We start from the raw sequence: 13,024 nt of genomic DNA, 5'->3' as shown, positions 1-13,024 counted from the left end.
TGCGATAATGCAAACAATGGCAAACTATTCCCGGATCCTCGGGTTGACCCACACGGAGTGACCATGTGGTCCTCCAGGTGATACAGAAAGGGAAGCGATGACCGTCTACGCACCACCCCTCGACGAATTCAGCTTCGTCCTCAATCACCTCATCGGCATCGATCGCCTCACCGCGCTTCCTCGCTATTCGGAGCTGGACGCCGATCTCGTCGACGCGATCCTGAGCGAGGCGGGCAAGTTCCTGACCGAACAATGGTTCCCCCTCAATCAGCCGGGCGACGAAGTCGGTTCCACGTTCGCGGATGGTGTGGTCACCACACCAGAAGGCTTCAAGGAAGCCTATGAGATGGCCGCCCAGAACGGATGGCTCAGCGCCCCCTTCGACGAAGCACACGGTGGCGGTCAACTCCCCCAGGTCATCGTCGCTGCGATCACGGAGATGCTCGATTCCACGAACGCCAGTCTCTCGATCATGCTCGGGCTCACCCAGGGAGCCGCGCACGCGCTCATCGAACACGCTTCCGACGATCTGATCGCGACGTTCGTCCCGAAACTCGTGTCTGGTGAATGGTCCGGGACCATGAACCTCACCGAGCCCCAAGCCGGATCGGACGTTGGAGCGCTCACCACCAAAGCGATCCCTCAGCCGGACGGCACCTACCGGTTGACCGGTACGAAGTCATTCATCTCGTGGGGTGACCAAGACATCACCGAGAACATCATCCATCTGGTACTGGCCAGAACGCCCGGCTCCCCCCCAGGCACCAAGGGAATCAGCCTGTTCGTCGTGCCGAAGTATCTCGTGAATCCAGATGGATCGCTTGGCGAACGCAACGACGTGAAGACCGTGTCGATCGAGCATAAGTTGGGGATCAGGGCCTCGGCAACCTGCGTGATGGCGTACGGAGACGATGGTGAAGGTGCCGTCGCCTACATCGTCGGCGAAGAGCACAAGGGCATGTACTACATGTTCACGATGATGAACGCGGCCAGGGTCGAAGTGGGCATCAGCGGCACCGGCATCGGCGAGGTCGCCTACCAGAACGCCGTGCAGTACGCACAGGAGAGAATTCAGGGACGACCTATCGGTGCACCCAAGACCGTTTCCGTCGCGATCATCGAGCACCCGGATGTGCGGCGGATGCTCATGACGATGAAAGCGAAACTCGACGCGATGCGAGCCATCGAGCTCACGAACGCACTTGCCTTCGATCTGGCCACAAGCCATCCGGATGAATCGGAACGGCAGAAGTATCAGCTCTTCGCCGAGTTGCTCACCCCGATCACCAAGGCGTGGCTGACCGACATGGGTGTCGAGATCACCGGTCTGGCCTCGCAGGTCTACGGTGGCATGGGTTTCATCGAGGACAGCGGTATCCCTCAGTACTACCGGGACGCTCGTATCGGCACGATCTACGAGGGAACCAACGGCATTCAGGCCATAGATCTGGTGGGACGGAGACTCCCCATGGCGAACGGAGCACCGATCATGGGCCTCATCGGCGAGATGAAGGCGATCGACGGCGAACTCGAAGCTGCCGGGGAGCGCTTTTCGGCCATTCGCACCAATCTGGCTTCGGCGGTCGAAGCGGTCGAAAAGGCAACAGGTTGGCTTGCGGCGAACGGGATGCAGGATCCCAACCAGGCACTCGCTGGGGCAACTCCCTATCTCCGCATGCTTGGATCGACGCTCGGGGCCTACTACCTGGCACGAGAGGCACTCATCGCGTCCGCGCTGCTGGACGAGGGAGCCGAGAACAAGGAGTTCCTCGAAGCGAAGATCGTCACTGCACGCTTCTACGCCGAGCATCTCCTTCCCCAGGATACAGCACTCATCGGAGCGGTCACTGCAGGCAATGATCTGCTCGCCGCTCTCGAGCCCGAGCAGTTCTGAACATCGGACTGCCCGCCGGGTGAGTCTCGCCGGAAGGACCACAAGTGAATGAACCGGCGCGCGGGCCGGCAACGACAAGGAAGACAGGGAGCCCGCGAGCGATCCCGAAGCGACCTCCTGCAACCAGTCGACAGGCCGTCGGATTCCGATCCCCGTATCATCTCGCCGGTGAACGACAGACTGCGAATCGGACCCGACGGGGTCATCCGATGCTGGTGGCCGGGGGACGACCCCCTGTACATGGCCTACCACGATGACGAATGGGGCTACCCGGTCACCGACGACCGGGCCCTGTTTCAGAAGATCAGCCTCGATGCCTTCCAAGCAGGGCTCGCCTGGATCACGATTCTGCGCAAGCGGGAAGCCTTTCGAGAGGCGTTCCAGGGATTCGACATCGAGGCGGTGGCCTCCTACGACAGCGAAGACGTCGAACGCCTTCTGGCGAACCCGGGCATCATCCGACACAAAGGCAAGATCGAAGCGACGATCGCAAACGCCCGGCTTGCTCTGGGGATGATCGACGAGTTCGGATCCCTGACGGAGTACCTGCGGCGGTTTTCACCGACTCCCGGACCTGCCCCCACCTACGACATCCCCGCCGTCACCGAAGAATCCAAGGCACTGAGCGCGGACCTGCGCAGCCGGGGCTGGAGATTTGTCGGACCGACCGTCATCTACGCCTTCATGCAGGCCGTCGGCATGACGAACGATCACCTCGATGGCTGCTCGATCAGGCCGGCCGTCGAAGCGGAGAGGCTGCGATGACCACCCCTTCCGTCCGCCTGCGGTCTGTGGCGATGCCGACCGAGCACGGCGGGTGGGGCTTCACGCTGGAACCGATCATCCTGGGGCTTCTCATCGCGCCGTCGGCAGCAGGATGGGAAATCGCGGCGGCCGCACTCGGCGTCTTCTTGGCTCGACGACCCGTCAAACTCTTCTCCACCGACGTTATCCGTGGTCGATGGCTTCCCCGGTCCACCGCGGCACTCGCAGTCGCGGCCGTCTATTCGGCCGTGGCAATCGCCGGCGCCGCCGGCGCCCTCATCACCACACGCGGCCCGTTCTGGTGGCCGCTGCTCATCGCAGTGCCCCTTGCGGCCTTCTCGCTGCGCGCGGACGCCCATAGCCAAAACCGTGCGCTGGCCCCGCAACTGACCGGATCAATCGCCATGGGATCCACCGTGGCGGCGATCGCGATCGGAGCAGGATGGGAGTGGGCCCCGGCGTTCGGCCTCTGGCTCGTCCTCGCAGCAAGAGATATCGCCGGAATCGTCCTTGCTCGGGGAATGGTCCGCAGGTTCAAGGACAAGCCCGTTGATCGAGCGCGAATCTACACGGTGCAGCTCGGCGCTCTCGGAGTCGTTGCAGCAGGTGCCGCCGTCGGAGTGGCCCCCTGGCTCGGTGCGGTGGCGATCGGCCTTCTCGGCATCGTTGCGGTCGTCTCTCTGACGATGCCGCCGGTCCCGGCCAAGGTCATCGGTTGGACGCAAATGGGTGTGGGCCTGATGGTCGCGCTGGTCACCGCCATCGGGGTCCGGATCGGTTGGTAGTGCCTTGGCAGGAAGAACGTTGAACCCTGGGCTCCTAGGTACCCCTGGGGTACCCCTGAGCCCTGGGTTCGGGAGTGTGGGGGTTGGCCGTACCCTCTCGCCACCGTCTGGCGGTAACGAGTGCATGCATGGGGACCCCGCTCCGCTGCGGTCTGGCGCGACATCCTGCACAGACGCACGGTCCCGCCCGCGAACCGCTCTGGCAGACTCCGCCAGTTCCGGTGCCGCCATACTCATCCTCACATGGTGATCGGACCAAGCTTCGATTCGGTGCTCGCCGCCGCCCAGACGGGAGCCAACTGGGCGTGGGAGGCCCTCTACCACGACCTTGCCGGACAAGTTCTCGGTTACCTCAGATCGCGGGGCGCCTCCGACCCTGAAGACCGCCTTGGCGATGTATTCCTGCAACTGGCCCGAAACATCAAAACGTTCAAAGGCGACGAGGCTGCCTTCCGCTCCTGGGTCTTCATGATCGCCCATCACCGTCTCATCGATGAACGGCGGCAACGATCCCGGCGCAGAGAATACCTCCTCGGGGAGGATCGCGAACTCGACGCAGCATCAGACCCTCAGCAGCCCGCCGAAGCTGAAGCCATGGCGGGCCTGGCCACAGAAGACATCCGACAGATGCTCGAAGGCCTCTCACGAGACCAATGTGACGTCCTCACCCTGCGCATCATCGGGGGTCTCACCGTGTCGGAGATCGCACACATCCTGAAAAAACGTCCCGGAGCGGTCAAGGCGCTCCAACGCCGAGGACTGAACGCCCTCCGAAGAAAACTCCCAAAGGACGTACCCAATTGAGGCGCTCGAACGGTAACAAACACGAGATGGCAAAGTTCCACAACCTCAGCGACCAGGAGATCGAAGCGATCCTCGACGGGAACGCTCCTATCGAACTCGCTGATGTCGCAGCGCTGGTCGAACGGATACGGGTGACCGGTTCCGAATTCATCGATGACGCGACCGGCGCACGGCATATCGCCGCGGCTGCGGAAGCTGCCCGTCTCTCCCCAAGCCCGGCTCGAAGCCGGGAATCAAAGAGATATCAATGGAGGAGACGTACCGTGTTTACGAGTTTCTTTTTCACCATCCTGGCCAAGCTATTGGCCGCATCTGTTGCGCTGGCCGCAGTGACTGGTGGTGTCGGCGCCGTCGCAAATCAGTCGGCGCCCGGCGATCCGTTGTACGGAGTCGACATCGCTCTCGAGCACGTCGGCCTGTTCAACGGTGGTACCACTGAGCGGCTGCAGGAAGCACAACGACTCATTGTCCAGAACCACGTCGCAGAAGGTCTCGAGTTCGCAGGTAAGGCGATCGGAAGACTCGATCGTGATCGAGGTCTCGAACAGGCGGCTTCGGCGCTGCAGGAGGCGGCCGAGCATGTCGCCGCCCAGCGCGCCAACGCCGAGGCCTACCAGGCCACGCAGCAGTATCGGGATCAGGTGGCCGAGATGCTGCAGCGCATGTCTCAAGAGATGAAGCAGAAGCAGATCAACGTTCAACACGTGGCGGAGACGGCACGTCAGGTTCGAGAGGCAACCTGCGAAATGACCCGGCGAGCCACGCACGGACCGGAATCGGTGACGACGACCACCGTTCCTGAGGCTCCGACGATCACCGCCCCCGAGATGCCCACGACGATGCCCCCGACATTGCCAACGATGCCCGGTTTGGGCAGCGGCTCCGGTGGGTTGGGCGACAACGGTGGAGCCATGGGAGGCACACATCCGTAAGTACCACTTGTGACCATCCACTCGAGAGGGGCGCCCGGCCGGGCGCCCCTCTTCTCTCCATCCAGGTGTGGTCAGCGGTGGCGCACCGCCGCCTGAGCGGACGCCAGTCGGGCAACCGGCACCCGAAACGGCGAGCAACTCACGTAGTCGAGGTTCAGCCGATGGCACAGGTCGATGGATGACGGGTCGCCACCGTGCTCCCCGCAGATTCCAACTTCGAGTTCCGGACGAGTCTTTCTTCCCGCATCGACGGCGAGACCCATCAACTTGCCGACACCGGCCTCGTCGAGGCTGGCGAACGGGTTCTCTGGCAGGATCCCTTGCTCCAGGTAGCTGATCAGGAACCCGGTCTCCGCGTCGTCTCGGCTGATCCCGAATGTCGTTTGGGTCAGATCGTTGGTCCCGAAGGAGAAAAACTCGGCATGCTCGGCCATCTCGTCGGCGGTCAACGCCGCACGCGGGATCTCGATCATCGTGCCGAACTTGTAGTCGACCTCCATACCCTGCTCTTCCATGACCCTCTTGGCCTCGACCTCCAGCACCGAGCGCTGCCGCTTCAGTTCGTTGACGTGACTCGTCAGCGGGATCATGACCTCCGGGTGCGGATCTACGCCTTCTCTCTTGACCTGGATGGCGGCTTCGAAGATCGCCCGAACCTGCATCCGGGTCAGCTCCGGCATTTCGATTCCGAGCCGCACACCGCGCAAACCCAACATCGGGTTGGATTCGTGCAGCGCTTCAGAGCGTTCGAGCATCCGCTCCTTCTCGGTGATCGCCGAATGGATCGCATCACTTTCCTCACCAGCGACGAGCCTGGCACGCAAGTCGGTCAGCTCGGCCTCCAGGTCCTCGTGGCTCGGCAGGAACTCGTGCAACGGCGGATCGATCAGCCGGATGATCACCGGAAGCCCGTCCATGGCCCGGAACAGACCGGCGAAATCATCTCGCTGGAACGGGAGCAACACGGCCAGTGGCGCCTCGCGTTCCTCCGCGGTCTTGGCCATGATCATCTCCTGCACGTACGGCAACCGCTCCGGCTCGAAGAACATGTGCTCGGTACGGCACAAGCCGATGCCTTGGGCACCATACGAACGAGCTCGCTCGGCATCGCGCGGGTAATCGGCATTGGTCCAGACGTCCAGCCGACGGATCTCGTCGGCCCACTCGAGAAGTGTCATCAGCGCCGGGTCGGAGATGTCGGGAACCTTCGTATCCAGGCGGCCGATGAACACCTCGCCGGTCGATCCGTCGATCGACATCCAGTCGCCCTCGTTGATCGTCTTGCCGCCGACCGACATCGACCGAGCGTCCATGTCGATATCCAGCTCCGAAACGCCGACCACTGCCGGCTTGCCGAACTGTCGGGCGACGAGAGCAGCATGTGATGTCCTGCCACCCCTGCTCGTCAGAATGCCGTTGGCGGCAAGCATGCCGTGCACATCGTCCGGTTTGGTCTCCGGACGAACCATGATCACCTGTTCGCCTTCGTCGATGGCCCACTGCTGGGCCAAGTCGGCGTCGAACGCGACCACACCCACAGCAGCACCAGGCGAAACGTTGAGACCTTTGGCAACGAGCGTGCCGCTTTCGGCGGCGGCAGCGCGAGCGCCCGCCTCGAATTGTGGATGCAGGAAGAAGTCGACCTGCTCGGGCGAGACCCGCATCACCGCTTCTTCCTTGGTGATCAAGCCCTCTTCCACCAGGTCGACCGCGATCTTGACGGCAGCCTGCGCGGTGCGCTTTCCGTCGCGAGTCTGCAACAGCCACAGTTTCCCGCGTTCGATCGTGAACTCCATGTCCTGCATGTCGCGATAGTGCTGCTCGAGTTTCCGAGCGATATCGCTGAACTGCTGCCAGATCTCCGGCATGTCGTCTGCGAGTTTCTGAACGGGGTCGGTCACCCGACCACCGGCAACGACATCCTCGCCTTGGGCGTTCACCAGGTAGTCGCCTTCGATCGTCTTCTCACCTGTCGTGGCATTGCGCGACATGGCAACACCCGTCGCAGAGTCGCTGCCCATGTTCCCGAACACCATCGTCACGATGTTGACCGCAGTACCCAGATCATCTGCGATGTTCGCGGCCTTGCGATACGCGAACGCCCTGGGACTGTTCCAGGACTTGAATACGGCCTCCGTCGCCAGCTCCAACTGCTGGTAGGGATCTTGAGGAAACTCGATGCCCGCTTCATCCCGAACGATTTTCTTGAACTCGGCGACAACATCCTTGATGGCTTCGGGTGGGAGTTCGGCATCGTTGGTGACACCGAACTGGCTGCGGTGTCTCGCCAGAACCTCTTCGAACGGTTCGCCGGACACGCCGAGCACCACGGTCCCGAACATCTGGATGAGACGGCGGTACGAGTCGTAGGCGAACCGAAGATCACCGGTGAGTCGAGCAACCCCCTCGACGACCTCATCGTTCATGCCGAGATTAAGCACCGTGTCCATCATTCCGGGCATCGAGAACTTCGCTCCGGAACGACAGGACACGAGTAGCGGGTTCTCCGGGTCGCCAAACGTCTTGCCGGTCTGCTCCTCCATGGCATGCAGCGCGGTCAGCACCTCCTCCCACATACCCGGTGGGAACGAACCGCCCGCGTCGAGGAACGCGTTGCAGGCTTCAGTGGTGATCGTGAACCCGGGTGGCACCGGCACCCCTATCCGGGTCATCTCCGCGAGGTTCGCCCCTTTACCGCCGAGGAGTCCCCGAACGCCTTCCCAAGAACCCGCGTATTCTTCTGCGTCCGCTACCTCACCGAACGCGTAGACCCATTTCGTCATCGTGATCTCCTCGAATCTCTGGCTGAAGGGCAGCCGCGACAAACCGCAGCTCCGGCGGCTCCGGTGCTGGAGGCCATGCTACCGAAGGACGTGGCCGGAATCCCTATTTGCCTTCGCACGGCGAAGGACCCCCTCTTCCACCAACGGTTCCGCGCGAGCGGGTCACCCTCAGCCCCCGTTTCTCCTCGAGGCAGACCTCCTGCGCAGGGTCAGGCAAGAACCCGCAGATGCCGAAAACCTGCCGTTCCTGTCCCAAGCCGTGTCGGCACGCGCGAGTATGGACAGAAGAGCGGCCAGCGGATGGTCGCGAGGAAGGAAAGCTCATGGCCAAGAAGATCCTCATGCTCGTTGGGGATTTCGCAGAGGATTACGAAACGATGGTGCCGTTCCAGGCGCTCCAGATGGTTGGTCATACCGTGCACACGGTGTGTCCGGACAAGGAGAGCGGAGAGCAGATTCGTACCGCGATTCACGACTTCGAAGGCGACCAGACATACAGTGAGAAACCGGGGCACAACTTCACCCTCAACACCACATTCGCCGACGTCGATCCTGCCGACTACGACGCCCTGTTGATTGCAGGAGGACGGGCTCCGGAGTACATCAGGCTGGACTCGAAGGTCATCGAGGTCACCCGACACTTCGCAGAGCACGGCAAGCCCATCGCTTCGGTCTGCCACGGCGCCCAGGTGCTCGCGGCAGCCGGCGTCATCAGTGGTCGGCGAATCTCCGCCTACCCGGCCGTAGGACCCGACGTGACCAACGCCGGAGCGGAGTACGCAGACATCGCAATCGACGATGCGGTCGTCGACGGGAACTTCGTGACCGCACCGGCATGGCCGGCCCATCCGAAATGGCTGGCGATGTTCCTCGAACTTCTAGGCACGAAGATCCTCACCGGCTGAGCGAGAGCGAGAGACGCCCGCACTACACGGGCGTCTCTCGAAAACACCCCGCGTCGTCCCGTGAGTTCTGCCAGCATCGGCGCATGGACGGTTATGAAGCATCCACGTACGGCGACCGTATTGCCGACGTCTACGACGATCTGTATGAGCAGCACGATCCAGGTGACGCCGTGGGGTTGCTGAGCGACCTCGCCGGTGCCGGTCCTGTTCTCGAACTGGGAATCGGCACCGGCAGGATTGCACTACCGCTTCGTGCACGCGGAGTCGAAGTCCACGGTGTCGACGCATCCACGGCGATGGTCTCCCGGCTTCGCGAGAAACCTGGAGGCGCGGACATCCCCGTTGTGATCGGCGACTTCGCGGACGTACCCGTCGAGGGTTCCTTTTCGCTGATCTATGTGGTATTCAACACGTTCTTCGCGCTGCTCACCCAAAACGACCAGGTGCGCTGCTTCAGCCGGGTCGCCAACCACCTCTTGTCGGGAGGACGTTTCCTGATCGAGGCGTTCGTCCCGGATGTGACCCGCTTCGACCGAGGCCAGAGGACCCACGTAACCGAGGTAAAGCCGGAATCGGCCACGCTCAACGTGGATCTGCACGATCAGGCGAACCAGCTGGTGCACAGTCAGAAGATCATCCTCTCCGAAGACTCCATCGACTTCTTCCCGGTCGCGATTCGCTACGCATACCCTGCCGAGCTGGACCTCATGGCCCGGCTGGCAGGCCTGGATTTGGAGCATCGGTGGGGGGACTGGAAGTGCCACCCATTCACCGCACGCAGCGAACAACACGTATCGATCTACCGGAGACCGGAAACGTGAGGGTCACCGCCCTGACCGGGCGAAGTACCGGTAATCCTTCGTCGCGTGCCGTCTCCCACCCCAGACCCATCCGATCCTGACGAAGGCTTGCACCACGACATCACCGCCACGAATCATCCCGAGCACATCCAGGCTCCGGTCTGCATGGCCGGCGCGCCCCGGCGCACGATCCTCATGGGTACACAACCCGAGGTTATGTGCGGGCAGTCGAAGCTCCGCCGGTCGCGGCCGAGCCACGGCCAGGTCGCGTGGCAATGAGAGGTGGCGTGAACAGCGCGAGAAAGACGACGTTCAAGACCACGTTGCCGATGGCGCCCGAGGTGATCGACACGATGACGTCCACGACGAACCAGACGAGCAAGCCGACGGTCAACGCCCACCACGTCGAGGGCAGGGCACTCGTACTCCGACCGCCGAGCAGGATGAGCATCATCGCCGCCCATCCCATCATCACCGCGCCCGCCACGCCGATCGCGAACGACGCAACCTCGCCGGCAGGAGCCTGCAGCTCACCCGGGAGATAGACGAAGTCGAAGATGGCGCCGAGTATCCCCGTCGCTCCCGCCGCCGTCGAAGCCGCGAATCCAAACCCGGCCAGGGCAGTGACCCCAGCCGCCACGATCAGCCATCTCCTCCAGAACTCCGTCATCACTTACCTCCGTTTCCACCATACGGCCATGGGAATCGAATCGCCACGATCCCGTCAGAAGGCGGGTGCGGACGTTGCGATCCAGCCACGTGTACTGCCGGCATCCAGCGTCGAGATGGCGACGACGACAGCCATGAGATCGACGCCGAGGAACCGTCAGGACACAATCACTTGCCGTCTCCCGACATCCCGACGCCACCTACACTCGCTCTATGACCATCCTCGCGGTCGCCAATCAGAAGGGTGGGGTCGCCAAGACGACGACCGTCCAGACCCTCGGCGCTGCTTTCGCGGACCTGGGCCTCGATGTACTTTTGGTGGACCTTGATCCTCAGTCGTGCCTCACGTACTCCATGGGAATCGATGCCGATGCGCTCGATCTCTCGGTTCATGACATGATGCTGGACCGCACAACTGCAGGCAAGGCACGACTCGACCTCGAAGGGGCCGACTTGCTCCCATCGACGATCGATCTGGCGGGATCCGAGGTGCATCTGCTCACCAGAACCGGCCGGGAACACGTCCTCTCGAAGGCGCTGCGCCCGCTACGCAGCGAGTACGACCTGATCGTCATCGACTGTCCCCCGTCCCTCGGGCTCCTCACGATCAACGGTTTGACCGCAGCGCAGTCCCTCCTCATTCCTGTGCAGCCGGAGACTCTGAGCCGACGCGCCGTGGGGCAGCTACTCGAAACCGTCGACGACGTTCGGTCCTACACAAACCCGAAGCTCGATACCCTTGGTGCCGTGGCGACGATATACGACGGGCGCACGCGCCTTGCCCAGCGGGTGCTCCAAGAGCTTCCGGAGCAATATGGCCTCGAGGTCCTGCCGCCACCGATCCCCAAGACGGTTCGGGTCGCCGAAGCGCCGGAACTCGGCAAGACCGTCCTCGAGTACGCCCCTTGTTCGCACGCCGCGCAGGCATACCGAGAACTGGCTGTCACAATCCAGGAGCGCTTGTGAGAGAGGACCCTCAAGGAAAACGAGCCTTGTTCGAGATGCCACCCGTCGACCTGCCGGCCGAAGACGACGGGCGCGAAGCCGTCTTCTCCCATGAGCCGACTTCTTCAGCCGCAACGGTGCTCATTGAATGCTCATCGTGTGGGGTTGCAGTGAGAGCCCCGATCACGGACGCTCTCCGCCGGATCATGGATCTGACCCTCTGGTTTCCCTGGCGTCGGTACAGCAGATGGATGACGTGTCCTTCCTGCGACCGACGCACATGGTGCAGAGTCCGCTGGCTGGGCTGAGCCCCTCTTCGAACCCTGGGCTCGTAGGTACCCTGAGGGTACCCCTGAGCCCAGGGTTCAGGGCTTCTTGACGACCGGACGGTCAACTCCCGTCTGCGAACGCGTAGAAGAACCCGTCCCGAGACCCCACGTAGATCCGCCCCTTCCATATCGCCGGGGTCGACTCGATGCATCCGCCCACCGGATCGGTCTCCCACACCTGCACGGGAGCGCGGGGGTTCGTGAGGTCGTAGGCTCGCAGCGCCCCGCCCACCCCACAGTTCACCGCTTGGATCAGCGTGTCGTCCACGATCACTGGTGACGACCAGGCGTGCCAACCAATCTCGTCGCGCCACACGACCTCGCCGGTCTCGGTGTCGATCGCCAGGAGCTCCCCAGGGTGGGTGGCGACGTAGAGCACCCCGTCGCCAAGCGCCGGAGTCGCCCACACACCTCCCTCGTCATTGCCGACCGGAGGAACCGCAACCCCCCACAGCCGAGGGTCACCATCCGTGTACGGGTCGAGCTTGATGATCTGCCCTACCTCTCTCGACCGCTCGTTGAACCGCTGCATCTCGATGGCGACATACAGCATCCCCTCGCGATCGATCGTGATCGTGGCGTCCGTGTCGTCACCATCCCAATAGTCGAACACCACTGGGGCCTCCCCTTCGTCGATCCGGGTCAGGTCAAGCCCGACGACCCTCCCTGCCGAATTGGCGAAGTACACGCGGTTCTCGTATACGGCCACCGAGTTCTCGATGCTCTGCTCCCTTCCCAGCTTCCGGACGAGCTCGTCGGTGAAGACAGGAAACTGGATGAGCGGCTCGGGATTCACCTGTACCAGTCCGTCCGGACCGTACGACCGGTTGAGCCGGTACGCAAAGAAGTAACTGTTCTCGCCGCCTTCGAACAGGATGTCGTCGATGATCACCGGATCGCTGTCCCAGTCGTTGTTCCACATGCCGGCGACGACGTTGGCGTTGAGGGCCCACAGCTCGGTGGGAACATCACGATCGAGAGCGAGGACACGCAGGTTGTTGTCTCTCGATCCGAAGTAGTACAGCGGATACCCGTCCGGATCGAGCGAACCGGAACCCTTGACGAGATCACCGGCGGGAAATGGCAGCCTGGTGTCGGTCCCGGTATCCGCATCGATGAAGTGAACGGCCTTGTCGTAGGCACCGATGATGATCTCGGTGACACCGTCGTGACGCAACCAGACGACCGGCTGGCCCGTCCACCCCGTACCGCACCATAGGTTCGACTCTCCATGGACGGTCGACCGACCACACATTGCCGCATCCGGATACCTCCACAGAACCGTCGGCTTGTCGGGAACCGGACCCTCCCCGTAGAACGTGCGGCTTGGATTCCCCCTGAACATCGTCAGGCCATCGACGGACCCGACCTGCTTTCCGACCGTGCGGGCGTCACCAAAACGAGCAAGAGGAA

Annotated in this window: 11 protein-coding genes; 8 read left to right on the top strand and 3 right to left on the bottom strand. The window is 62.7% G+C overall.

Annotated elements, in window-relative coordinates:
* The first annotated feature begins 97 nt into the window (after nucleotides 1-97).
* The 5 genes from GWP04_02085 to GWP04_02065 all read left to right on the top strand — a co-directional run bounded on the left by GWP04_02085 (nucleotide 98) and on the right by GWP04_02065 (nucleotide 5,180).
* A complete protein-coding gene (locus tag GWP04_02085; protein ID NIA24339.1) occupies nucleotides 98-1,894 on the top strand; it encodes an acyl-CoA dehydrogenase in 1,797 nt (598 codons plus the stop codon).
* A 48-nt stretch (nucleotides 1,895-1,942) separates the two neighbouring features.
* Nucleotides 1,943-2,659 carry a DNA-3-methyladenine glycosylase I gene (locus GWP04_02080; protein NIA24338.1) on the top strand — a complete coding sequence of 239 codons (717 nt, stop codon included), beginning with the start codon at nucleotides 1,943-1,945 and terminating at the stop codon, nucleotides 2,657-2,659.
* The gene (locus GWP04_02075; protein NIA24337.1) at nucleotides 2,656-3,444 is read left to right on the top strand and encodes a hypothetical protein; all 789 of its coding nucleotides are present in this window, start codon (nucleotides 2,656-2,658) and stop codon (nucleotides 3,442-3,444) included. The genes GWP04_02080 and GWP04_02075 overlap by 4 nt, the downstream gene beginning before the upstream one ends.
* A gap of 243 nt (nucleotides 3,445-3,687) precedes the next feature.
* Nucleotides 3,688-4,248, top strand: coding sequence for a sigma-70 family RNA polymerase sigma factor (locus GWP04_02070; GenBank protein NIA24336.1), 561 nt, complete (start codon nucleotides 3,688-3,690; stop codon nucleotides 4,246-4,248).
* Nucleotides 4,249-4,274: 26 nt separating this feature from the next.
* Complete coding sequence (locus GWP04_02065) at nucleotides 4,275-5,180, top strand: hypothetical protein (GenBank protein ID NIA24335.1); 906 nt, start codon at nucleotides 4,275-4,277, stop codon at nucleotides 5,178-5,180.
* 71 nt (nucleotides 5,181-5,251) lie between these two features.
* Here the strand turns inward: GWP04_02065 and GWP04_02060 are convergent, their stop codons facing one another.
* Nucleotides 5,252-7,963 carry a pyruvate, phosphate dikinase gene (locus GWP04_02060; protein ID NIA24334.1) on the bottom strand — a complete coding sequence of 904 codons (2,712 nt, stop codon included), beginning with the start codon at nucleotides 7,961-7,963 and terminating at the stop codon, nucleotides 5,252-5,254.
* 323 nt (nucleotides 7,964-8,286) lie between these two features.
* Between GWP04_02060 and GWP04_02055 the strand changes: the two genes are divergently transcribed.
* Nucleotides 8,287-8,868 (top strand): DJ-1/PfpI/YhbO family deglycase/protease, encoded by a 582-nt coding sequence (locus tag GWP04_02055; protein ID NIA24333.1) that lies wholly within the window; start codon nucleotides 8,287-8,289, stop codon nucleotides 8,866-8,868.
* A gap of 83 nt (nucleotides 8,869-8,951) precedes the next feature.
* A complete protein-coding gene (locus tag GWP04_02050; protein NIA24332.1) occupies nucleotides 8,952-9,689 on the top strand; it encodes a methyltransferase domain-containing protein in 738 nt (245 codons plus the stop codon).
* A gap of 193 nt (nucleotides 9,690-9,882) precedes the next feature.
* On the opposite strand, the gene GWP04_02045 is transcribed toward GWP04_02050, so the two are convergent.
* On the bottom strand, nucleotides 9,883-10,338 hold the full coding sequence (locus tag GWP04_02045) for a hypothetical protein (GenBank protein ID NIA24331.1): 456 nt from the start codon (nucleotides 10,336-10,338) through the stop codon (nucleotides 9,883-9,885).
* Between the two features lie 212 nt (nucleotides 10,339-10,550).
* Between GWP04_02045 and GWP04_02040 the strand changes: the two genes are divergently transcribed.
* Nucleotides 10,551-11,303: an AAA family ATPase gene (locus GWP04_02040; GenBank protein NIA24330.1), complete on the top strand. Its 753-nt coding sequence runs from the start codon at nucleotides 10,551-10,553 to the stop codon at nucleotides 11,301-11,303.
* Between the two features lie 369 nt (nucleotides 11,304-11,672).
* Here GWP04_02040 and GWP04_02035 read toward each other — a convergent pair.
* A partial coding sequence (locus GWP04_02035) for a PQQ-binding-like beta-propeller repeat protein (GenBank protein NIA24329.1) occupies nucleotides 11,673-13,024 on the bottom strand: 1,352 nt, incomplete at its 5' end.

It is taken from the genome of Gammaproteobacteria bacterium, assembly GCA_011682695.1.
Taxonomy (GTDB): Bacteria; Actinomycetota; Acidimicrobiia; order Spongiisociales; family UBA4744; genus BMS3Bbin01.
The sequence above is the reverse complement of the archived record's forward strand: the minus strand, read 5'-3'. Positions and strand labels throughout refer to the sequence as shown.

Excerpts from the sequence above, each read along its gene's own strand:
- GWP04_02085 (NIA24339.1), top strand. The coding sequence starts at position 98 with ATGACCGTCTACGCACCACCCCTCGACGAATTCAGCTTCGTCCTCAAT.
- GWP04_02080 (NIA24338.1), top strand. The coding sequence starts at position 1,943 with ATGAACCGGCGCGCGGGCCGGCAACGACAAGGAAGACAGGGAGCCCGC.
- GWP04_02075 (NIA24337.1), top strand. The coding sequence starts at position 2,656 with ATGACCACCCCTTCCGTCCGCCTGCGGTCTGTGGCGATGCCGACCGAG.
- GWP04_02070 (NIA24336.1), top strand. The coding sequence starts at position 3,688 with ATGGTGATCGGACCAAGCTTCGATTCGGTGCTCGCCGCCGCCCAGACG.
- GWP04_02065 (NIA24335.1), top strand. The coding sequence starts at position 4,275 with ATGGCAAAGTTCCACAACCTCAGCGACCAGGAGATCGAAGCGATCCTC.
- GWP04_02060 (NIA24334.1), bottom strand. The coding sequence starts at position 7,963 with ATGACGAAATGGGTCTACGCGTTCGGTGAGGTAGCGGACGCAGAAGAA.
- GWP04_02055 (NIA24333.1), top strand. The coding sequence starts at position 8,287 with ATGGCCAAGAAGATCCTCATGCTCGTTGGGGATTTCGCAGAGGATTAC.
- GWP04_02050 (NIA24332.1), top strand. The coding sequence starts at position 8,952 with ATGGACGGTTATGAAGCATCCACGTACGGCGACCGTATTGCCGACGTC.
- GWP04_02045 (NIA24331.1), bottom strand. The coding sequence starts at position 10,338 with ATGACGGAGTTCTGGAGGAGATGGCTGATCGTGGCGGCTGGGGTCACT.
- GWP04_02040 (NIA24330.1), top strand. The coding sequence starts at position 10,551 with ATGACCATCCTCGCGGTCGCCAATCAGAAGGGTGGGGTCGCCAAGACG.